The sequence below is a fragment of the Euzebya rosea genome (genome assembly GCF_003073135.1).
Lineage (GTDB): Bacteria > Actinomycetota > Nitriliruptoria > Euzebyales > Euzebyaceae > Euzebya > Euzebya rosea.
In genome coordinates this window covers 95,905-117,399 of the sequence record NZ_PGDQ01000009.1, presented here as the reverse complement: position 1 = coordinate 117,399, position 21,495 = coordinate 95,905, and the positions used below count along the sequence as shown (strand labels likewise).

Below are 21,495 nucleotides of genomic sequence, written 5' to 3'. Positions count from 1 at the left end.
ATCTCGGAAGGATCCCTGGTGTCGCGACGATCGTTTGTGCCCCTGACCGTGCTGGCCTTGCTGCTGGCCCTACCCGTTCCGGCGCTGGCCGACCATCCGGCCAGCTTCGACGCGCTCGTCGGCCCCGGTACTCCCGGAAACTCCGGCGGGGTGGACGGCATCGAGTGGGAGCCGCTGGCGACCATCGAGACCGGCAACACCCACACCGACCTCGACTTCTTCACCCAGAACGGAGAGACCTACGTGGCGGTGGGCACGCTCGCCGTCGGCGCCAACGACGGTGGCCAGGCGATCGTGCAGCTGACCGACGGCGGCGAGACCATCGACCCCACCTTCGTTTCGGCGTTCCCCTCCGCGTCCTGCGTCACCGACGCGTCCGGCGCGCTCGGCCTGCAGCACGACGTCGAGGCCACGCCCAAGGGCACGGTCCTGCTGAACGAGACCAACCCGCTGGCCGACACCAGCGACGCACAGCTGCTGATCGACGCGACCGACGCCCCGGGACGTTGCCACGACCAGGGCGCCGGCGGGCTGTCCGGTGTCCCCCAGGGTGGGCTGGAGATCGTCGACATCACCGACGTCACCGCCCCCACGGAGCTGGCGCTGATCAGCCACATCGGCGAGTCCCACACCGTCAACATCGACCCGAAGCGTCCGCACATCGCGTTCTCGGTGACCTCCGATGCGATCACGGTGGCTGTTGACGAGACCGACTGCGACGGCGACGGCGACGTCGAGGAGCTGATCCGCGAGAACGAGTGCGAGGGCGACTCCGACGCCTTCGACCTCGACGGGTTCGAGATGGTCGACCTGTCGTCGTGCATGAACTTCCCCGAGGGCACCTCGATCGAGGACAAGCGGGCGCAGTGCCAGCCCGAGACGTTCCGCTTCCGCTTCGGCGACCTCGACACCCAGCTGGGACACTCGGTCCTCGGGACCGTCTACGGCTGTCACGAGCTGGAGATCTACCCCGACGATCGCCTGACCTGCGGGTCGGGGCAGGCGCTGCACGTGTTCGACATGTCCGGTGCGTTCGACGACAACGGCACACCCGACGACTACTCCGACGACTCCATCAACGGCGACGCCCTGCCGTGCGCGGCGCGTCCGACCACCACCAGCGCACCGCTGCCGCCGGGCATCGCGACCGGGGCCACCGTGTACGACTGCGTCGTCGGCGCCGACGACGTCGACCTGACGATCCCGAGCTGGCTGGCCATGGGCGCGCCCAGCGTCGAGGGTGTCGAGCACCTGGGATCCATCTTCCACTCGGGGCGGGCGGCGACGGGCCAGCTGCCGACGCCGTTCGGCTCCGCGCTGGACATCGACTTCGACCACGAGGCCGAGCTGACCCATTCCGGACGGCACCTGATCGCCTCCGACGAGCGGGGCGGCGGCGTGGTGCCCCCCGGTGCGAGCTGTGCCCCGGGGGTGGACAACCCCGAGGGCAACGGCGGCCTGCACGCCTACTCCGTGGATGCCCTGACCCGCGTCAACCCGGGCAGCCCCGAGGCCGCCCAGTCCGCCTACGCGTTGACCCCCGACGGCGACCGCGCGGTGTACCGCACCTCGGTGCAGACCCAGCCGCAATCGGCGTTCTGCACCGCCCACGTCTTCCACCAGATCCCCGGTCAGAACCGCATCTTCATGGCCTGGTACACCCAGGGCACCCGGGTCGTGGACTACATCGAGTACCCCGACGGCACCTTCGAGTGGGTCGAGACGGGCTACTTCATCCAGCCGTCCACCGACCAGTGGGTCTCGGCGATCTTTGATGTCATCGACAACGAGGACGGCACCTTCACCTACATCGGCGTGTCCGCGGACACGTTGGCCGGCCGCGGCTCGATCGACGTCTACCAGGTCACCCTGCCCGCTCCTGCGCAGATGGGTGACCAGGTCCCGTTCGACCCCGACTTCGCCCGGATCTCCGGGGACGGCTACACGGGCACCGCAGCCCGGGTCAGCCGCGAGCTGGGGGCCGCCGACACCGTCGTGATCGGCCGCGACGACGTCTACGCCGACAACCTGACCGGTGGGGTGGTCGCCGCCATGGAGGACGCGCCGCTGCTGTACACCGCGACCGACGCGCTGTCGCCCGAGACGGCGGCGGAGATCGAGCGGCTCGGCGCGACCAACGCCATCGTGATGGGCGGTGACGCGGCGGTGTCCGACGACGTGCTGGCCGAGCTGCGCACGATGGGCCTGACGACCGAACGCATCGCGGGTCCCAACCGCTTCGCCACCGCCCAGATGGCGGCCAACCGCGTCGGGTCGACGACCGGCACGGTGTACGTGGCCGAAGGCGAACACGCCGACGCGCTGCGTGGGTTCCCCGACCCGATCGCCGCAGCCGCGCAGGCCGGCCGACGCGGCGACGCGATCCTGCTGGTCAACAAGGATCGGCTGCCGTCGGAGACCGTCGCGGCCCTCACCACGCTGTCGCCCAGCGAGGTCGTGATCGTCGGCGGTACCGCCGCCGTCAGCAGCGCGACCGAGCAGGCCATCGTCGACGCCGGGTTCACCACCCGACGGCTGGCCGGGGACTCGCGCTTCGGGACCTCCCTGGAGGTCGTGGAGGAGTCGCTGTCGACCGGCGCGTCGACCCAGCGGCTGTGGCTGGCCTCCGGCAGCGACTGGCACGATGCGCTGGCCGCGGCGCCGATCGCGGCCATCCGCGGGGAGATCCTGGCGCTCGTCGACGGGCAGGACGGCCCGGACACCAGCGTCGAGGTCTACGACGCGGTCGCCGCCGGCCTGTCCCAGGCTCGCGTCGTCGGCGACGTCGACTCGGTCTCCCGTGAGGCGCTGGACGTCCTGCACGAGGAGTTCATCGCCGTGGTCGACCCCGACGCCATCGCCATGCAGCAGGAACGGCGGACCGACACCGCCGGCATGTTCGGCGGCCCCGACTGGGCCGTCGCCGCCGGCGTCCTGGCGCTGCTGGGTGCATCGCTCCAGCGTCGCCGCCGCACCGTCCGGGCGGACTGACCTGCACGCCAGTCCCTCCGGATCATCACGGCCTCCGAGTACGCTCGGAGGCCGTGATTCGTCCTGCCGGCTCGGTGCTCGGGGTCCTGCTGGCCATCGTCGCCGTGCTCGGCGCGATGGCCGTCCCTGCCGTGGCCGAGAAGCAGGAGGTCGTCTCGGTCACGCGCATCGTCGGTGACAACCGGTTCGACACCGCGGTGAACACGATGCAGTACGCGTTCGCGACGGCCGATGACGTCGTCCTCGTTCCAGGAAGCCATCCGGCGACGATGATCCTCGGAACCCACCTCGCCGCAGCCAGCGGTCGACCGGTCCTCCTGACCGACAGCGAGCGCCTGCCCGAGGAGGTACAGGCCGAGCTCACCCGACTCGAGGCCTCGACGGTGACCGTCGTGGGATCACCCGAGCAAGTCGGCCACGGGGTCGTGGCCGCCGTGGAGGACCTCGGGTTGGCCGTCGAACGGCTCGACGCCGGCACGGTCCACGCGACGTCCGCCGTCATCGCCGAGTCCACCGTTGCAGACGATGTCGAGACGGTCGTGCTGGTCGGGGCGATGCCGCGCACCCCCGACATGGACTGGCAAGCGGCGCTGCTTGGTGCGGGGCTGGCAGCGGCGCTCGACGCCCCGCTGCTGCTCTCCCCTCCCGACGCGCTGGATGACCGGGTCCGGCGTGTGCTGCGCAGGATCGCCCCCGCTCGGGTGCTGGTCGTCGGCAACGTCGCGGCAATCGACGGGGAGGTCACTCGGCAGGTGCAGCAGCTGGGCATCCCGCTGGAACGTGTCTCCGCCGAGTCCACGGTCGAGCTTGCGGTCGCGGTGGCCGAACGCTACCCCCGGGGGCGCGGGCAGCAGGTCCTCGTGGCGGGTGCCGGCCTGTACGCCGACGCGATTCCCACAGCCGCGGCTGCCGAGGCAGTGGAGGGGACCCTGGTCCTGGTCGACCGGATCGATCCGAACGCCAACGCGCCGGCGCGGTCCTACCTCGCCGGTCAGGACGTCGAACAGCTCCTGCTCGTCGGTGGGTTCGGCGGCATCTCGCGCCGGACTGCCCTCGAGCTGTCACGGGCGGTCCACGGCTCGTTGCTCGTGACGAAGGCGGCGCCACCCCCGCTGCGGACGTCAGGCGGGGACGTGGTGTTCCTCGTCCTCGGCCTGGTGCTGCTCGTCGGCCGGACCGGTCGTCGCGCAGTCGGTCGTGCGCGAGGCGACGACCAGGCGCCGGAGCGTCTCGACGCCGAGGAGTCCGAGGGCGACCGCAGTCCCCTGAACGAGGATGGGCGGCCACGGCTGCCACGCCAGGAGGGCGCGGCCCCCAGCGGCAAGTGAGGGCGCCTCCGGGGTCGTCCAGAAGTAGTCGACGGCCGTCAGCCACGAAGAGGCGTGGAGCCACACCCCCGCCACGAGCACCGGCAGCCACGTCCATCGGGCCAGCGACGACCATCGCTGGAGGATCCGATGGAGGCCAATGACCATCAGCAGCAGGAGCCCGGCCAGGCTGATGAAGAAGTAGCGGCCGTGGACCGCCCGGATGGTTCCGATGGTGTCCCACGACATCCACGACTGACCGATGGTCGTGGCGATCGCGAGGACGCCCGGCAGCAGCAGCATGGTCAGCAGGCTGCCCTCGCGACGGTGGATGGCGATCAGCACCAGCACGATCGCCACGATCGACAACGTGGTGGTCGTCGCCTCCCCGAACCCGGTCTCGGCCCATCCGAACCGGCCCCAGAACGTCTGGGTCTGGGTGATCCACGCCCGCCCGAGCCATCCCACGACCGACCCGTGCTCGTCTGCCGCGGGCGGAGCCGCGACCGAGGGTTGCACGCCACCGAAGCGAAGCAGGTTCTCCCCGTACCACCACAGCGACAGGGCGGCGATGGCCGCGCTGCGCACGAGGCCGACGAACGCCTCGCGTGGCGCAACGCCCGACACCCTCGTGGACCCGACGTGGGCGGCCACGACGGCAACAGGCATGAACAGCGCGAAGCCCTTGGTCAGCATCGCCGCGAGGAGGGTCACGCCGACCCACGTCGATGTGGACCGGCTGACGTCGCCTCGGTACACGCGGGCGAGCAGCAGCAGGAGGAACGCCGTCAGGGCGAACAGCAGCCCGTCGTTGCTCGTCACCGAGCCCAGGTGGGCCAGCTGCGGGACCAGCAGCGGGGACAGCGCGGCGGCGGTCTCCAGCGACGGTCGACCGTCCAGGACCTGTGCGAGCCCTGCCATCACCAACGGCAGCGGCGCGACCACCACCACCGACAGCAGCCGCATGATCCCGACGAGGACGTCGAGGGACATCCGTTCCCACCCGGGGATGACCCCGACCGCCCATGCAGCGGTGCGGTAGTACAGGGGGGGGTGCTGGTACATCTGGTTCAGACGGCTGCTCGGCAGGCGGTCGGCTGCGGACAGCTCCGCCACGCTCGGACGCTCGTCCCTCGGGTAGGCCTCCGCTGCGGTGCGTCCTCCGAGCCGCCGGTCGTCCAGGAACAGGTCGGGGTTCTGCGGATCGCGCGTCCGGTACCCGAAGCGATCCTGTGCCTCGAGGATGGCGTTGCTCATCCGGTCACCCGAGGGGGTGACCCAGACCAGCGGCGAACGCCCCACCGAGTCGACGATCGTGTCGATGTGCTGCGGTTCGTCCGGGGCGGAGAAGATCGGCGGCAGGACCGACCACAGGCACAGCAACAGCGTCCAGGCGGCGGTGATCAGCCAGATCACGGGCCTGGTGTCCGCCAGCAGCCCCCGCAGGCTGAACCCGGTCGAATCGGTCATGGCGACAAACGGTAACCCCTCGTGAACGGCGAACGCCCCACCGGGGTGGGGCGTTCGCTCGTGTTCGGTGGCGGTGGGGCTAGCCCAGCGCCTTCACGATCTCGGGGCGCAGGCCCTCGTGCTTGGCCATGAACTCGTCGCGCTCGGCCTTGACGCGGGCGACCAGCTCGGCGTACTCCTCGCTGCGACCCTGGGCCTCGTACAGCTTGCGGGGCTGCAGGATCTCGATGTCGTCGATGCCGGGGACCGACTTGGCGATCTCGTAGCCGAAGTCCGGGTCGACCTCCCACTCGATGGTGCCCTCGGCGATGCCCTTCACGATGGCGGAGGAGTGGGGGATCTTGATCTTCTTCGAACCCTCGACGTCGTCGCCGCCGCCGACGCGACCGGTCGACATCAGGTAGACGCCGAAGTCGTAGTCCATGGACTCGATCATGTCGACCAGGCGGTTGCCCTGCATGTAGTCGAACCGCATGAAGAACGGGTTGGTGCCCGGCACGCGGAGGAACTTGCCGGCCTCGGCAGCGCCACCGGCGGACGTGCCCTTGGTCTCGCCCAGCATGAAGTAGGCCGCGGCCTGCTCCGGCGAGGTCATGCGGGCGACACCCGGGATGATCGACTCGTTGCGGTTGAGGATCAGCAGGAAGTTGGCCTTGCCCAGCTTGCGCGGGTCGAAGTGCGGGATGTCCTTGAGCGGGAAGGTGCCGCGGCCGTTGGCGGTGTAGGAGTCGTCGAAGAAGTCGACCTTGCCGTCGGTGACCGCGACGTTCTCCAGCCAGGAGTCCTTCTTGGTCAGCGCGCCGTGGATGGTCGGCTCGTACGCCGGGTCCAGGCCGATGGTCTTGGCGAAGCAGCCGTCCTCGGTGGAGTACACGTCGCCACCCTCGACCAGGGCGACGATGTCGTCCTGGACGGGCAAGGAGTTGTTCTGCTGCTGGAAGGTGGTGGTCGTCTTGCCGGTGCCCGACAGGCCGACGATCAGGGCGACCTTGTCACCGTCGTCGGTGGGGATGACCTTGGCGCCGGAGTGCATCGCGAGGGCGCCCTGCTCGTACACCCAGTCCATCCACATCCGCAGGCCGCCCATCTTCGACTCACCGAAGTAGTCGATGGCGAACACGCGGGTGACCTCGTTGGGCAGGTCGATGGTGACCAGCTTGTCGCCCGGGAACCCCTCAGCGGGGCAGTTGGGCGTGTAGATGATCGTCAGGGCGTCGTCTTCGTTCCAGTCCGCGTCCTTGTCGAAGTACAGCTGCTGCTGCATCGCGGGGATGTTGGCGTTGGACGCCTCGATGTAGACGCGGGCAGCACGGCGCATCGGGGAGTTCTCCGGCCCGATGTAGCCCTCGACCAGGACCATGTCCTGCTCGGCGATGTAGGCGTCCTGACGGGCCGCCTCCTTGGCGTAGTCCGCCGTCGACATCGTCTGGACCTGGGTGGAGTCCGGGTCGTCGGTGACGAGGAACGTGGACCCGGCGGACCGCGACGTGACACGAACGGTCACGTTGTAGTTGCCGAACTCCGTCAGCTCGGCGTTGGGCATCTTCGCCACGAGCTCGCGAAGCTCCTCCTGGCTCGGATTTCGCAGAACGGACTTGGCCGGGGGCAGCTGGATGCTCAAGGGGTTCTCCTGACGGGCGACGGTGGCCGACGGGTTCGAGCTCGTGAACCCGCTCACGAGCTCTGGTGAAACGCAACGTTACGCCGCGGTTGTGGCAGGGAATCTACCCCTTCGGACTAGCCCCTTGACAATCGACGATTTGTGGTTTAGTCCAACGTTTCCACGTACAGGAAGACCCCGTCCTCGGGGGCCCACTCGTAGACATCCGAGGGCCATGCGACGATCGGGTCGGGAGATCCGTCGCAGGTGGCGGTGATGCGACCGTCGCGGATCTCCGCCCCGACGATGCCGTAGGTGTGGGATCCGTCCCAGCAACCCCCGGCTGCCCGGAGGGGCACGACCTCGCCGTCGACGAGGGACCACAGGGTGATGCTCTCGCCCTGTCCGCCGCTGGTCTGCCGGACCACGATCTCTGCGCTGTCGGGTGTGCTGTTGACGTCGGCCACCCGAACCGACTCGATCGCCTCCGCGGACCCACCCTCACCGGAGTCGGCGAGCACGTAGGTCGTGCCGTTCCAGCGGGCCACGTCGATCCGTGACCGCCCGCCCAGCAACCCCGCCACGACGACCTCGTTGCGGCCATCTGCGTCGAGGTCGGCCAGGACCACGTCGCTGGAGTCGACCTCCCCCGCGGTGAGGGACTCCACGAAGGCCGCGGCGTCGCCGTCGGTCGGCTCGCCGTCGGTGTCCACGGGGCCGGTGGTGTCACCGTCGTCGCCTGACGGCTCGGCGGTGGCCGGGGGTGGGGTGGCGCCGGCGGTCGTCGACTCCTCGCCGGGCTCGGGCGCGGTCGGGGCCGTCTCCGTCGCTTGGGCCTCGGTGGCGTCGGTGGCGGACGTGACCGGGGTGGCGGTCAACTGCCCGTCGATGGCGATCTCGTCGCCGTCGTTGCCGGCCGTGACCAGCCCGACCACCACGAGGACGAGCAGGACGACGACCACACCGGTGATCACCCCGACCACCCGTGGGTCGGTTCCCGGTCGTTCGGTGGCCATCAGCGCTGCCCTTCGTCGTCGTCGGGACCCTCACCGGTCGGGGCATCGGTGGCGAGCGTGGAGGGTTCGACCGGGCCGGCCACCTCCTGCATCAACGCGGGGTCGACCTGGCCTCGGTCGATGAGCATGGCCAGCACCGCGCGCACGCTGCGTTCGGCTGCCGGGTGCAGGATCTCCGGCACGTCGGTGTAGACGGCGCGGACGATCGCCTGCGGGCTGTCGGCGCCGTCGTCGATGGCCGCGCGGATCTGGGCCTCGCGGTCGACGCGGTGGGCCAGGTACTCCGCGATCTTCTCGGCGGGGCGGTCCACCATCGGTCCGTGCCCGGGGTAGATGCGGGCGCCCGGCGCACCGGCGAGCCGGCGCAGCGAGGCCATGTAGGCGGTCATGTCGCCGTCGGGCCAGTTCACGATGGTCGATCCGCGGCCGAGCACGTGGTCGCCGGTCAGCACCACGTCGGTCTGGTGGATCCGCAGGCACAGGTGGTCCGAGGCATGCCCGGGCGTGTGCAGCGCGGACAGGTCGATGCCGGCCACCGACAGCGTCTCGCCGTCGACCATGGTGCGCGCACCGGGGATCAGGCCCGGGTCGAAGGCTCGCAGCGGCGCGCCCCAGCGATCGGCCCACCCGGCCGCTTCGGCGTGGTCGTGGTGGTGGTGGGTGATGATCACGGCGGCGACGTCGGCCCCGTCGATGGCGGACTCGACCCGCTCCAGGTGCGCGGCGTCGTCCGGTCCCGGATCGACCACCAGCAGGCTGCCCGACGACCGGTCGCCCAGCAGGTAGGTGTTGGTGCCCTCCAGCGTCATGGGCGAGGCGTTGGGGGCCAGCACCACCCGGGTCAGGTCGTCGAGGGTGCGGACGGAGGACGTGGGCGTCTCCTCGCTCACGCGTAGAGCTCGTGGGGGTAGTCGTCGTCATCGGGCAGGAAGATGGCGGAGTAGCTGCCGTTGCCATCGACCTGGATGTGCGGCTGGATCGGCGCGACCTCGCCCTGACCGGCGGCTGCGTCCAGCAGCGCCTCGACGGTGCCGTGCTCGGCCATCCAGACCAGCGTCTTCCACGTCGGGAAGATGACCGGCAGCTCGTCCCCCGCGGCGATGTCGGACGGGGTCACCCAGCGGCACTCGGTCGTCTCGACCCGGTCGTGGGCCGGTTCGGCGCCAGCGGGAACGGGGGCGAGGAAGAAGCAGGTGTCGTAGCGCTTGGGCTCCTGGATGGGGGTCACCCAGCGCAGCCAGTACGTCATGGCGGACAGGTCGAGCACCAGCGAGTGCCGCTGCAGGAAGCCGTGCCAGTCGGCGTCGACCGTGCGGTCGTTCAGGGCGTCGCGCATCCCGGCCAGCTCGTCGGCCGGCACGTCAGCGGGGCGACCGTCGGCGTGCATGGCCAGCAGCACGCCAGCCTCCTCGAAGGTCTCCCGGACCGCTGCGGCGTGCATCGCCAGGGTCTCCGTCGGGCTGAGCCCGAACCGGTCGGCCAGGGCGTCGGGATCGATGCCCGTCCAGGTCCCCTCCGGCAGCGTCCCGTCACCCTCGTCGACGACGCCGCCGGGGAAGACCCAGGCGCTGGCGGCGAACCCCGAGCGTGCGTGCCGACGGAGCATGAGCACCTGCATGCCGTGCCGCGGATGCTGTCGGAGCAGCAGGACGGTGGCGGCAGGCCTGGTCGGTGGCGCCTCGGCCGGGGTCGTCACGGGAGCGGGTCGAGAGGTCATCGACGCGATCCTATGACGTGACCTTTCCCTGACGTGGTCTCCCGAGCGACCCGGAAGCCGATGTTGCCCGTGGCGTCGTCCGGACGCGAGTGGTCCCGCGCGGCGATCCGGTACCGGTTGCAGTAGGAGTCGTGGCACAGGTACGAACCGCCCTTGCGGACACGCTGTGTCGGGTCGTCGACGCCGTCCGCCGACCACGGGTCGTCGGTCCACTCCCAGACGTTGCCGATGACGTCGTGCAGGCCGAACCCGTTGGGCGGGTACAGCCCGACCGGCGTCGTGCCGCGACGGTCGACGACCTGCGTCGAGTGGTGGGGGAACCGTCCCTGCCAGATGTTGCAGACCCCACGGCCGCCCGGCGGAGTCCGCTCGCCCCACGGCCACACGGTCCCGTCGCGACCCCCCCGCGCGGCGTACTCCCACTCCGCCTCGGACAGCAGGCGCACACCAGCCCAGCGACAGTACGCGACCGCATCGTTCCACGAGACGTGGACCACGGGATGGTCGGCGCGATCCACGTGGGCAGGGTCGGTCCCGGGCCCCCCGGGGTGGTCCCACGACGCCCCGTCGACGGCGCACCACCACTCCGCACCCGCGACCCGGCCACGGACCGTCGCGTCGATGCCCACGAAGTCGGTGAACACGAAGGACCAGCCGAAGCGTTCGGCGTCCGTCACGTGCCCCGTGGCTGCGACGAACCGAGCGAACTCGGCGTTCGTGACCGGGCCCGTCCCGACGGCGAACGGCGCGACGGACACGAGCCGCTCCGGTCCCTCGCCCTCCCCCGGGTTGACCAGCGGTCCCTCGTAGCCCATCGTGACGGTGCCACCGTCGAGGTCGACCATGGGGACCTCGAGGGCGTCCGCACGAACGGATGCCGAAGCCGTACCGAGCGCCGCTGGGGCCGGTGCGTCGTCGGACCGACCCGGGGCGCAGCAGCTGCCGCCCATCGTGGCAGCCCCGTCAGGAGGCCGGCGGCCAGGGCTCGCGGGCGTACGGCTGTGGGGCGTGGCTGGCCCTGGCGGTCGCGACCATCCGGGCCACGACGTCGGGGTTGAGCAGGGCGAGGTTGGTCGTCTCGCCGCGATCGGCTGCCATGTCGAACAGCTCGACGTCCCACTGCTCGTCCGGGGCGTTGGGGTCGGTGTGGCCGACGGCGTACCGGAGCATCTTCCACTTGCCCTCGCGGACGACCTGCACGTAGGTGTTGCTGGCGTTCTGCTTGCCGTCGACGTTGAGGCCGGCGTACGGCGGACGCTCGAAGTACAGCGGCCGGACCTCGCCGTCGGACTCGCCGGTGATCCAGTCCTTGATGCTGACGCCGTCGACGTCGCCGGGCATCTCGGCGCCGGCGAAGTCGGCCAGGGTCGGCAGGACGTCGGCGAACTGCCACGGCACGGCCCCAACGGTCGTGCCGTCACGGCGCACCAGCCCGGGCCCCCAGACGATCATGGGGACGCGCAGGCCGCCGTCGTACATCGAGTGCTTCTTGGCCCGCAGCCCGCCGGTCATGTCCCAGGCGATGTCGGCCACCGCGGAGTCCACCGACGGGGTGGTGTGGCGCGGGTCGTCGCCACCACCGACCGCAGCCCGTTCCTCGGTGGGCCCGTTGTCGGAGGAGACGAACACGATGGTGTTGTCGTCCAGGCCGAGCTCGACGAGCTTGTCGCGGATCATGCCGGTGTAGGTGTCGATCAGGGTGATCTGGGCGGCGTAGCGCTTCATCTCCTCGGTCCACCCGATCCGGTCGCTGTAGGGCTCGGTGGAAGGGACGTGGTTGGGCCAGTGGGCGTTCTGCAGGCCCACGTAGGCCACGAAGGGGCTGTCGGCGTTGTCCTCGATGAAGTCCAGGCACCGCTCGACGTAGGCGGTCGGGGCGTAGACCTCCTGCGCCTCTCCACCCTCGTTCTCCTCGATGATCACGCGCTGGTTGCCGTCCCAGAGGTAGCTGGGCCAGTAGCCCTCGGTGGCGTGGTGGTGGCGCACGAGGCCGTAGAACTCGTCGAAGCCCTTCTGCAGGGGGTGGCTGTCGTGCCCGACGTTCTGGTCGAGGTCGCCGACGGGGCCACCTCCGCCCTCGGATGGGACCGCCACGCCGGGAGCGACCCCGGCACCGATCGGCACGTAGCAGTCGTCGGGACCGAAGCCCCACTTGCCGAACGCGCCCGTGGCGTAGCCAGCCCGCTTGAGGACCTGGGCGAAGGTGGTGTCCTCCGGCAGCAGGGTCGGCTCGTCGCCGGTGACGGTGAAGTTGTTGTCACGGACCCGGGCGTGGCCGGTGTGCATGCCGGTCAGCAGCGAGCAGCGCGAGGGCGCGCAGATCGGGGCGCCGGCATAGGCCTCGGTGAACGCGATGCCCTCGTGGGCCATCTCGTCGAGGTTCGGGGACACGACGTGTTGCTGTCCGTAGGCACCGAAGGCCCCCCAGCCGGTGTCGTCGGCGAGGACGACGACGATGTTGGGGCGGTCCCCGGCCGGGCGGCGAGTGGCGCCGGCGGGGGACGCGGTCGACATGCCGGGGATCGGGATGCCGCCCACCGCCGCCGCGCCGGCGACACCGGCTGCGGCGGAAAGGACACGTCGGCGGGTCACCCCGGTGCGGTGATCACGTGGGTCGGCGGGCGCGTCGATGCGCGGGTGCATGGGGGCTCCTGGTCTCGGCTCTGCCATGACACTTCGCCGTTGGTTCCCCCGGTTCCTGCACGAATGTTGTGCGAACCGACGAATTGGGTTCCTCAGGCGTCGCGGAAGCGTTCGGCGGGGAAGTCCAGGGCGAGGGAGAGGGTGACCCGCTGCTCGGGATGGTCGGCCCGCACCATCCAGCGACCGTCCTCGTAGGCGGCGCGGACCGACGCCTCGGGGTAGACGGTGATGCGCGAGTCGGTGGTCTCCCGGGGCGTCAGCCACAACGCCGCGCCGACGGTGGACAGCTCGTCGCCACGGACCTGCTGGCCGCGTGGCTGGTCGGCCAGCTCGGTCAGGACCAGCAGCCGGTTGTCGTCGGTGACCACGATCCGACGGACGTGCCGTCCGATGCACGGCACGACGACGCCGTCGCCGCTGGACAGGGCGGCCTCGAGCAGGCCCCGGACCTGCGGGTCGACGGTCGTGCGGTCCCATACCGCCTCGTGGCCCCGCTGGAGTCGCGCCAGCGCGTCGCTGCCCGGTGTGGTCGGCAGCTCGGGGTCGGTCCTGGGGCCGACCCCCGACACGACGAGCACGTCGCCGTCGTCGACATCGGCAGACAACGGCCGCTCGGCCTGGGCGACACCGTCGACGGCGTCCTCGAGGCTGCCCTCGACGACGGCGGCGACCGGCCCCTCCTCCCCCACGTGGTACCGAACCCGCGGCCGGCGCCCCGGCAGCGCCCGGAACACGAGGTCGGCCCTGCCGTCCTCGAGCCACCGTTCGGCGACCAGCACCCACGTCCGCTCCGTCACCCGGCCAGTGTCGCAGGCCCTCATCCCAGTCGACGCAGGCACACCGATTCCTGCACCGATTCCTGCGGGCGCCGAACGGGACGCCGGTCGTGTGCCGAACGCACCGAGGTGCCCACGCACCGCCGCAGGGCGCCGACGCTCCGTGAGCAAGACTCGCAGCCACGAGCTTGCGAGAGGCGAGAATCGGCGGAGCGGATCGTCGGTCACGAGCCCGAGGACCCGACGAGCGAAGCGAGGACCAACCAGCAGCGCGCCCGATCGTGCCGACGGGGGCAGGTGTGCGAGGCTGGCCGGCGCCATGGCACACGCGTCAGCCAACCCCTACGCCGACCTGCCACGGATGGACGACCTGCTGACCGCCGCGGCGGCGCTGATCGAGCGGCACGGCCGCACACCCGTGGTCGAGCGGCTGCGCGCCGAGATGGACCGCAGCCGCGCCGGGATCGCCGAGGGACGACCCGCCGATGACGCCGCCACGATCCTCGGCCGCGCAGCCGACGCCCTGGACACCGCACCCCGCCCCGGGCCGCGACGGGTCGTCAACGCCGCGGGGGTGGTCGTGCACACCAACCTCGGCCGTGCACCCCTGTCCCCCACCGCGGTCGCGGCGATGGTCGACGTCGCGGGGTACTGCGACCTGGAGTACGACCTGGACACGGGCCGGCGTGGCTCCCGGGGCGCGCACGTCGACGGCCTGCTGGCCGAGCTGACCGGGGCCGCCGACGCCATGGTCGTCAACAACTGCGCCGCCGCCCTCGTCCTGGTCCTCGCCGCCCTGGCGTCGGGCCGCGAGGTCGTCGTCAGCCGAGGCCACCTCGTGGAGATCGGCGGGTCGTTCCGCCTGCCCGACGTGATGGCGTCCTCGGGGGCACGGCTGCTCGAGGTCGGCACCACCAACCGGACGCGCGCCGAGGACTACCGTGAGGGCGACGACGTGGCGGCGTTGCTGACGGTGCATCCCTCCAACTTCACCCAGGACGGCTTCGTCACCCAGCCGCGGCTGGCGGAGGTCGCCGATGTCGCACGCGACCGCGGCATCCCGCTGGTGCACGACGCCGGGTCGGGCCTGCTGGCCCCCGTCGACCATCCGGCGATGGCGGACGAACCCTCCATGCGTGCGGCCATCGACGACGGGGCCGACCTCGTCCTGGCCAGCGGTGACAAGCTGCTCGGCGGACCGCAGGCGGGGCTGATCGTCGGCCGGGCCGACCTCGTCCAGCGGTGCCGCCGCCATCCGCTGGCGCGGGCGCTGCGCCTGGACAAGCTGCGGCTCGCCGCGCTGGTCGCGACCCTCGACGCCCACCGGCGGGGAGCGGGCGGCACCGTCGATGCCCTGCTCGCCGTGGACCATGCCGAGCTCGGCGCCCGCGTGGACGCCCTCCGCGACCGGGTGGGCGGGACCGTGGTCGAGGGCACAACGATGGTGGGAGGTGGCTCGGCCCCCGGCGTCGGGGTCACCAGCCCAGTGCTGCGCGTGGCGCTCGACCATCCGCTCCGCATCGCCGAGGCGATGCGCCACGCCGACCCGCCCGTGATCGTGCGGGTTGCCGACGGTGCCGTCGTGGTCGACCTGCGCACCGTGACGCCTGCCGATGATGCCCTCGTGACCGACGCGCTCCGCGCGGCACTGCAGGGCGCCCCGGTGCCGGGCCCCGACGCCGGGCATCGCGAGTGAGGGGCGTCAGCCCCCCGGCCGCGTCAGTGGACCGCGGGCTCGGGCATCAGGTGCAGGCCGGACGGCCCCTTGGTCCGCGCCGTCGCCAGGGCGGCGTCGGCCCGGAAGACCAGCTCGTCGACGGCCATCAGCCCCGACAGGGCGGCCAGGCCGACGGTGACCTCGAGAGAGCGGACGACCTCGCCGACCGTGCAGGGTCGGGCCTGCAGGGCGTCCTGGATCCGTCGTGCCGCGTGCATGGCCGACGTGGCGTCGGTGCCGGGCATGGCGACCAGCAGCTGGTCTCCCCCGAGCCGCCCCAGCAGGTCGCTGGTTCGCAGGCAGGCGACCAGCAGGCCGGTCACGTGAATCATCACGCCGTCACCCACCCCGTCACCATGGGCCCCACGCACCCCGTCCAGGCCGTGCACCTCCAGCAGTCCCACGGTCAGCGGCCGACCGAACCTGATCGCGTCGGCCAGCACCCTGTCGGCAGCCTGCAGCAGCGGTTCACCCACCGGAAGGCCCGTCAGGGGGTCCCGCGAGGAGGCCACCGCGGCCAGCTGCTCGGCCTGACGACGTGTGCGTGCCTGCTCCAGCGTCAGGCGGTGGCGTTCGATGGCCAGCTGGACGGTGAGCGCCAGGGTCCGGGCGTCGAGGGTCCACAGGTCCAGGGTGCTCTGGATGCCGACGTCCTGGGGGTCCAGGGGCACGTCGTCGGCGACGTCCTCGCGAAGCACCACGACCGCGGCGTCGCTGCCGGCTCGACGGATCCGGGCCAGGCACCTCGCGTCGGCGATGGCCGCCGGCAGCACCACGGCGTCGAAGGACGCGGTGTCGAGCCGCCGGCTGGCGACGTCGGTGTCGTCGACGACGACGATCTCCCACGTCGGGCCGCCGGCGTCCCCGGAGAGCTCGTGGAACCGCCGCTGCGCCTCGGCGTCGGCCGCGACGAGCAGCAGACGGGCGGTGGACTCCGTCATCACGATCGCCTCCAGTGGGTGCTCGACCGTGCCCGTTCGGGGCGATGGACCGCGTCGGTCGCGGCTCCCGGCCATGGGTCTCCACCGGGTACGTTGACAGGTCCACCACCCGGACCACATGACCACAACGGGTGGTATTCGCCCTACCTTCTGCAACTAGCCCGTCATTCCACCGGACCAGCCCTGGACACCACCTGATGCGTGCGGTCACGACCCTGCGCGAACGGAACCCGCTGACCAAGGCGGGTCGTACAGCCCTGCGCACGTCGGTGCTCGACCGCAGCCGCAACGACGGGGCCATGCTCGCGATCGCGGCGGCCGTCGGCATCGGTACCGGCCTGCTGGCCGTCCTGCTGGTCACCCTGATCGTCCTGGTCAAGGGCTTCGTCTGGGGCCCCAGCCCCGTCCGCTGGCAGGTCATCGCCGTGCCGGTGCTGGGCGGATTCGTCGTCGGCGGACTGCGTGTCCTCAGCGGGTCCCAGAGCCACGACTCCGGGGTCACCGCGACCATGCGAGCCATCGCGATCCACGCCGGCCACATCCCGGTGCTGCGCACGCTGGTCAAGGGGGTCGGCACCGTGGTGTCGATCGGAACCGGTGCGGCTGGTGGGCGCGAGGGCCCCATGGTGCTGCTCGGCTCGATGGTCGGATCGGCCTGCGGTCGGTGGCTGGCGCTGGACGAGGAACGCAGCCGGTCGCTGATCGCCGCCGGCGCCGCCAGCGGCATCGCTGCATCCTTCAACGCGCCGATCGGCGGGATGCTCTTCGCGATGGAGGTGATCATCGGCGGGTTCAAGGTCCGCTCGTTGCAGGTCGTGGTCATCGCCGCCGTCCTGTCCTCCGTCATCAGCCGGCAGCTGCTCGGCGGCGAGCTGATCTACGCCGTCGAACGCGACTACGTCCTGGAGGACCCACGCGAGCTGATGCTCTACGCCGCGCTCGGTGTCCTCGCCGTCCTGGTTGCCCGGACCTCGATGGCGACCGAGGAGGCGATGAAGCGCCGGTTCACGAGCAGCCCGCTGCCCGACTGGACCCAGCCGGCCATCGGCGGGCTGATGGTCGGCGTCCTTGCACTGGGCCTGCCCGAGGTGCTGGGGACCGGCCACGACAACCCCCCGTTGCCGCTGCTGTCACCCGCGGTGGGGACCGACCCCGTCCGCTCCTTCATCGAGGGCGGGCCGGGGACGGGACTCGCGGCCGCCGGGTTCCTGCTCGTGCTGATGGTCGGCAAGATCCTCGCCGCCAACAGCTCCATCGCCAGCGGCCATCCCGTCGGGGAGCTCGCACCCACGCTGTTCATCGGCGCCAGCCTGGGCGGGGCGCTCGGACACGTCGCCACCGTCGTGCTTCCCGGCACCGGCATCGAGCCGGGCGCCTACGCGCTGGTCGGCATGGCTGCGGCGTTCGGTGCCTCGGGCAAGGCCCCGTTGACGGGGATCCTCATCGTGTTCGAGCTGACCAGCGACTACGGGCTCGTCCTGCCCCTGATGCTGGCCACGGGCCTGTCGACCTTCCTCGCCGATCGCCTGTGGGAGGGGTCGGTCTACACCCGGCAGCTGCGCCGCGACGGTGTGGTCTACGCCGAACCCGACGACATCGACGTCATGCAGACCGTCTCGGTGGGCGAGGTCATGACCGTTGATCCCGAGACGGTGACCGCCGACCTGTCGGTGGTGGACCTGGCCGAACGCTTCGTCGCCACCGGCCACCACGGCTACCCGGTCGTGGATGCCGAGGGGCGGCTGGCGGGGATCGTGACCCGCGCCGACGTCGATGCCCGGCTTGGCGACGCCGATCCGGGGAACCTGACCGTCGGCGACATCGCCACCACGACGGTGTCCACCGTGACCCCCGACGACCCGGTCTTCCGCGCCGTGCGACGCATGGCCGCGCTCAACGTCGGCCGCGTTCCCGTGGTCGCCGCCGACGACAGGGGCAAGCTCGTCGGCCTCATTCGCCGCAGCGACCTCGTGCAGGCCTACCAACGGGCGATCACCCGCAGCATGGGCGTGCAGCAGCGCAAGGACCGCTCGCGGCTGCGCGAGCTCGCCGACACGCGGTTCGCCGAGGTCGTGGTCGCCCCGGCCTCGCTGGCCGACGGTCGCCAGATCCAGCACATCGAGTGGCCCGAGCGCACCCTGGTCACCGGGATCCGGCGGGGCGGCGAGGCGCTGACCCCGTCGGGCACGACCCGCCTGCACGCCGGCGACGAGGTGGTATTCCTCACGGCGTCGGAGTCCATCGAGGACGTCCGGGCCATCCTCGCCGACCCCGCGACGGTGCCCGAGGACAGCGCGTGAGGGTCGTCTGCACCGCCGGGCACGTCGACCACGGCAAGTCGACGCTCGTGACCGCCCTGACCGGCCGCGATCCCGACCGGCTGGCGGAGGAGAAGCGCCGCGGGCTGACCATCGACCTGGGGTTCGCCTGGACGACGCTGCCGGACGTCGGCGAGGTCGCCTTCGTCGACCTGCCCGGCCACGAGCGGTTCGTGCCCACGATGCTGGCGGGCGCCGGCCCGGTCCGCACCGCGCTGTTCGTCGTGGCCGCCGACGAGGGCTGGATGCCGCAGTCCGCGGAGCACCTGGCCATCCTCGAGCTGCTCGGGACCACCGACGCGGTGGTCGCGCTCACCCGCGTCGACCTGGTCGACGAGGAGACGGCCTGGATCGCCGCCGAGCTGCTGGCCGACCAGCTCCGGAGGACCGCGCTGGCGGCCGCCCCGATCGTGCCCGTGTCCAGCACGACCGGTCTCGGCCTGGACGAGCTCCGCGCTGCCCTGGCCGCCATGCTCGAGGGCGCCCCCGCCGTACCCGACGACGGGCGGCCGCGCATGTGGCTCGACCGGGCGTTCAGCATTCGCGGCGCCGGCACCGTGGTCACCGGCACCCTCCAGGGCGGCAGCGTCGCGGTCGGCGACCGGCTGCAGGTGCTGCCCCTGGACCGCGAGGTACGGGTGCGGGGGCTGCAGGCGCTGGAGCAGGACGTCGAGGAGGTCCGGCCCGGCTGGCGGGTGGCGATGAACCTCTCCGGCGTCGACGCCGACGAGGTGGGTCGCGGCGACGCCGTGGTGGGCGGTGGCTGGCGAACCACCGAGGTGGTCGAGGCCGTGCTGACCCCGGTCGAGGGGCAGGTCGTCGGGCGACGGGGCGCATGGACGGCCCACGTCGGCACGGCGGCGGTGGGCGTGCACGTGCACCCGGTTGCCGGTCAGGACCTCGTGGACGTCGGGGCGGTCCGGCTGGAGATGGACCGGGCGCTGCCGCTCGCCGTGGGCGACCGGGTGGTCCTGCGTGAGTCGGGCCGGGGGGTGACCGCCGGCGGCGGGACGATCCTCGATCCCGCACCCGGCCCGCGGGTCAGGGGGGCGACGACCCGTCGCTCCCGTGCCGAGCGGCTGGTGGGTGCAGGGTCGGTGGCCGCCCCTGCGGAGCGGGTTCGCCTGCTGGTCGAGGCCCGTCGGGCCGCGCCGACCGCAGCGGTCCTCGCCGACGCCAACGCCGGGCCGGGCGCCATCGCCGACAGCGACGCGGTCGTGGTCGGTGACCACCTGGTGCACGAGGAGGAGTTCGCCCTGTGGGGCGGCCTGGCGGTCAGCGCCGTGGTGTCGTTCCACCAGCGACGGCCGGCCCTGCCCGCGGTCGACCCGGAGATCCCTCGCCGACGCCTGCGCGAGGCCGGATGCCCGGCCGAGGTCATCCGACCGCTCGTCGCCCTTCTGGTCGAGCGGGACCGGCTGGTCAGCGTGCCCGGCGGGGTGGCCGCACCCGGGCACGAACCCCGGCTGACGGTGGCCCAGCAGGCCGCTCGGGTGGCGCTGCTGGAGCGGCTGGACGCCGAGGGGGTCAGCCCCGCTCCGCTTGCCGAGGTCGCCGAGGACGTGGGGGCCGACGACGACCTGCTGACGGTCCTGCGGTCGACTGGTCAGCTCGTGGACCTGCCGGGGCTCGACGCCGCGGTGACGGCCGGGGCACTGGAGCGGGCGATCGCGACCCTGTCGACCCTTCAGGGCGACCACGGACCGTTCACTGCGTCGCAGGCACGGGAGGCCCTCGGGACCACCCGTCGGTTCGCCCTGCCGCTGCTTGAGCTGCTGGACACCACCGGGGTCACGACCCGCGACGGCGACCTGCGGCAGATCGCCTGAGTTCGGCTATCGCCCGTTTCAGCTGAGTTCGGCTATCGCCCGTTTCAGCTGAGTTCGGCTATCGCCCGTTTCAGCTGAGTTCGGCGATCGCCCGTTTCAGCTGAGTTCGGCTATCGCCTCAACCTCCACCGGGACGTCCAGTGGCAGCACCGCCGTGCCCACCGCCGACCGGGCGTGCCGGCCGACCTCGTCGCCGAGGATGTCGCCGAGCAGCTCGGAGGCGCCGTTGGCGACCAGGTGCTGCTGGGCGAAGTCGGGCGCGCTGGCCACGAAGACGGTGATCTTGACGATCCGCTGGATCCGGTCCAGGTCGCCGTCGGCCGCGGCCCTCAGCTGGGCCAGGACGTTGATCGCGCACTGGCGAGCGGCCGCCTGCCCCTCCTCGAGCGAGACCTCGGCACCGACCTTGCCGGTGCTGACGGGGCTGCCGTCCTTCACCGGGATCTGGCCAGCGGTGAACACGAGGTTGCCGGTCCGCGTCCACGGCACGTAGGCCGCGGCGGGAGGTGGCGCCTCGGGCAGCTCGATCCCGGCAGCCGCCAGGCGGTCGTCGACCGCGCCCACCGGTCAGTCCGCCTTCGGTCGCTTGAAGTACGCGACCTGCTGCTGCGGGCTGAACGCCACGACGGTCACGAGCTCCCAGCCCTCGTCGCCGAAGTTGTTCAGGATCTCCTGCAACGCGTGGTCCAGGAGGGGTGCGGTGAAATACTCCCACTTCGTCATGGCGCGCACGCTACCTGCCGGGCGGCCCGCTGCCCAACCCGATCAGGCGCTGATCTTGACCTTGCCCTGGAGGATCTGCTTGCGCTCGCCCTCGGCGTACCCACCCCAGACCCCGTGCGGTTCCTTCGTGGACAGCGCCCACTCCAGGCACTCCCCACGGACGGGGCACTCGTTGCAGATCGCCTTGGCGCGCTTCTCGCGGGCCTCGCGTTCTGGCTTGTGCTCGAACTGGGCTGGGGGGAAGAAAACACCGGCGTCGACACTGCGGCACAGTCCGTGGGCTTGCCACGAGGTGCTGGGGGCCGAAGTCAGCAACGGCAGGGTGGCCATGTGGGCGGACTCCATGCTGTAGCGGGTGGTTGGTCAACTGGACAGTGTCGGGAGCCTATGCGCGCTGGCCGCACAGCGGAAGGCCCAATCTCGACCTATCACGAGTGACTAGCTCCG

The 21,495-nt window shown here is 71.6% G+C and carries 16 protein-coding genes and 1 pseudogene; 5 read left to right on the top strand and 12 right to left on the bottom strand.

Translation table 11 applies throughout. The annotated features are described in order from the left end of the window. Positions 1 to 18 precede the first annotated feature (18 nt). On the top strand, positions 19 to 2,991 hold the full coding sequence (locus tag CUC05_RS13715; protein WP_157965547.1) for a cell wall-binding repeat-containing protein: 2,973 nt from the start codon (positions 19 to 21) through the stop codon (positions 2,989 to 2,991). Positions 2,992 to 3,107: 116 nt separating this feature from the next. Next, a pseudogene (locus CUC05_RS26040) lies at positions 3,108 to 3,395 on the top strand (cell wall-binding repeat-containing protein); the annotation flags it as partial. A gap of 717 nt (positions 3,396 to 4,112) precedes the next feature. On the opposite strand, the gene CUC05_RS26035 reads toward CUC05_RS26040, so the two are convergent. From CUC05_RS26035 to CUC05_RS24735, 8 genes are all read right to left on the bottom strand, one after another. Beyond that, complete coding sequence (locus CUC05_RS26035; RefSeq protein WP_338066380.1) at positions 4,113 to 5,768, bottom strand: DUF2142 domain-containing protein; 1,656 nt, start codon at positions 5,766 to 5,768, stop codon at positions 4,113 to 4,115. 79 nt (positions 5,769 to 5,847) lie between these two features. Then, positions 5,848 to 7,389: a phosphoenolpyruvate carboxykinase (ATP) gene (locus CUC05_RS13705; RefSeq protein WP_157965545.1), complete on the bottom strand. Its 1,542-nt coding sequence runs from the start codon at positions 7,387 to 7,389 to the stop codon at positions 5,848 to 5,850. Positions 7,390 to 7,535: 146 nt separating this feature from the next. Further along, the gene (locus CUC05_RS13700; RefSeq protein ID WP_108666679.1) at positions 7,536 to 8,384 is read right to left on the bottom strand and encodes an FG-GAP repeat domain-containing protein; all 849 of its coding nucleotides are present in this window, start codon (positions 8,382 to 8,384) and stop codon (positions 7,536 to 7,538) included. After that, a complete protein-coding gene (locus CUC05_RS13695) occupies positions 8,384 to 9,274 on the bottom strand; it encodes an MBL fold metallo-hydrolase (RefSeq protein ID WP_205712328.1) in 891 nt (296 codons plus the stop codon). Before CUC05_RS13695 ends, CUC05_RS13700 begins: the two co-directional genes overlap by 1 nt. Next, positions 9,271 to 10,101 (bottom strand): NUDIX hydrolase, encoded by an 831-nt coding sequence (locus tag CUC05_RS13690; RefSeq protein WP_157965544.1) that lies wholly within the window; start codon positions 10,099 to 10,101, stop codon positions 9,271 to 9,273. The genes CUC05_RS13695 and CUC05_RS13690 overlap by 4 nt, the downstream gene beginning before the upstream one ends. Then, entirely contained in the window at positions 10,098 to 11,051 is a 954-nt protein-coding gene (locus CUC05_RS13685; RefSeq protein ID WP_108666677.1) for a formylglycine-generating enzyme family protein, read from the bottom strand. The genes CUC05_RS13690 and CUC05_RS13685 overlap by 4 nt, the downstream gene beginning before the upstream one ends. 13 nt (positions 11,052 to 11,064) lie before the next feature. Next, positions 11,065 to 12,744, bottom strand: coding sequence for a sulfatase-like hydrolase/transferase (locus CUC05_RS13680; protein ID WP_157965543.1), 1,680 nt, complete (start codon positions 12,742 to 12,744; stop codon positions 11,065 to 11,067). A gap of 92 nt (positions 12,745 to 12,836) precedes the next feature. Further along, on the bottom strand, positions 12,837 to 13,541 hold the full coding sequence (locus tag CUC05_RS24735; protein WP_157965542.1) for a hypothetical protein: 705 nt from the start codon (positions 13,539 to 13,541) through the stop codon (positions 12,837 to 12,839). Positions 13,542 to 13,839: 298 nt separating this feature from the next. Between CUC05_RS24735 and selA the strand changes: the two genes are divergently transcribed. After that, the gene (gene selA / locus CUC05_RS13675; RefSeq protein WP_108666675.1) at positions 13,840 to 15,216 is read left to right on the top strand and encodes an L-seryl-tRNA(Sec) selenium transferase; all 1,377 of its coding nucleotides are present in this window, start codon (positions 13,840 to 13,842) and stop codon (positions 15,214 to 15,216) included. 23 nt (positions 15,217 to 15,239) lie between these two features. Here the strand turns inward: selA and CUC05_RS13670 are convergent, their stop codons facing one another. Then, complete coding sequence (locus CUC05_RS13670; RefSeq protein ID WP_157965541.1) at positions 15,240 to 16,178, bottom strand: GGDEF domain-containing protein; 939 nt, start codon at positions 16,176 to 16,178, stop codon at positions 15,240 to 15,242. A gap of 197 nt (positions 16,179 to 16,375) precedes the next feature. Between CUC05_RS13670 and CUC05_RS13665 the strand changes: the two genes are divergently transcribed. Continuing rightward, a complete protein-coding gene (locus tag CUC05_RS13665; protein ID WP_108666673.1) occupies positions 16,376 to 18,478 on the top strand; it encodes a chloride channel protein in 2,103 nt (700 codons plus the stop codon). After that, a complete protein-coding gene (selB, locus tag CUC05_RS13660) occupies positions 18,475 to 20,325 on the top strand; it encodes a selenocysteine-specific translation elongation factor (RefSeq protein ID WP_157965540.1) in 1,851 nt (616 codons plus the stop codon). Before CUC05_RS13665 ends, selB begins: the two co-directional genes overlap by 4 nt. Positions 20,326 to 20,421: 96 nt before the next feature. Here selB and CUC05_RS13655 read toward each other — a convergent pair whose 3' ends face one another. From CUC05_RS13655 to CUC05_RS13650, 3 genes are read right to left on the bottom strand one after another with little or no spacing between them, the layout of a single operon-like run. Next, positions 20,422 to 20,889, bottom strand: coding sequence for a RidA family protein (locus tag CUC05_RS13655; RefSeq protein WP_108666671.1), 468 nt, complete (start codon positions 20,887 to 20,889; stop codon positions 20,422 to 20,424). A 3-nt stretch (positions 20,890 to 20,892) separates the two neighbouring features. After that, the gene (locus CUC05_RS24275) at positions 20,893 to 21,048 is read right to left on the bottom strand and encodes a Sp36 family protein (protein ID WP_114476318.1); all 156 of its coding nucleotides are present in this window, start codon (positions 21,046 to 21,048) and stop codon (positions 20,893 to 20,895) included. A 42-nt stretch (positions 21,049 to 21,090) separates the two neighbouring features. Next, complete coding sequence (locus tag CUC05_RS13650) at positions 21,091 to 21,393, bottom strand: WhiB family transcriptional regulator (protein WP_240606260.1); 303 nt, start codon at positions 21,391 to 21,393, stop codon at positions 21,091 to 21,093. Positions 21,394 to 21,495 lie beyond the last annotated feature (102 nt).

Excerpts from the sequence above, each read along its gene's own strand:
- CUC05_RS24275 (WP_114476318.1), bottom strand. The coding sequence starts at position 21,048 with ATGACGAAGTGGGAGTATTTCACCGCACCCCTCCTGGACCACGCGTTG.
- CUC05_RS13685 (WP_108666677.1), bottom strand. The coding sequence starts at position 11,051 with ATGGGCGGCAGCTGCTGCGCCCCGGGTCGGTCCGACGACGCACCGGCC.
- CUC05_RS26035 (WP_338066380.1), bottom strand. The coding sequence starts at position 5,768 with ATGACCGATTCGACCGGGTTCAGCCTGCGGGGGCTGCTGGCGGACACC.
- CUC05_RS13650 (WP_240606260.1), bottom strand. The coding sequence starts at position 21,393 with ATGGAGTCCGCCCACATGGCCACCCTGCCGTTGCTGACTTCGGCCCCC.
- CUC05_RS13700 (WP_108666679.1), bottom strand. The coding sequence starts at position 8,384 with ATGGCCACCGAACGACCGGGAACCGACCCACGGGTGGTCGGGGTGATC.
- CUC05_RS13670 (WP_157965541.1), bottom strand. The coding sequence starts at position 16,178 with ATGACGGAGTCCACCGCCCGTCTGCTGCTCGTCGCGGCCGACGCCGAG.
- CUC05_RS13665 (WP_108666673.1), top strand. The coding sequence starts at position 16,376 with ATGCGTGCGGTCACGACCCTGCGCGAACGGAACCCGCTGACCAAGGCG.
- selA (WP_108666675.1), top strand. The coding sequence starts at position 13,840 with ATGGCACACGCGTCAGCCAACCCCTACGCCGACCTGCCACGGATGGAC.
- CUC05_RS13680 (WP_157965543.1), bottom strand. The coding sequence starts at position 12,744 with ATGCACCCGCGCATCGACGCGCCCGCCGACCCACGTGATCACCGCACC.
- CUC05_RS13690 (WP_157965544.1), bottom strand. The coding sequence starts at position 10,101 with ATGACCTCTCGACCCGCTCCCGTGACGACCCCGGCCGAGGCGCCACCG.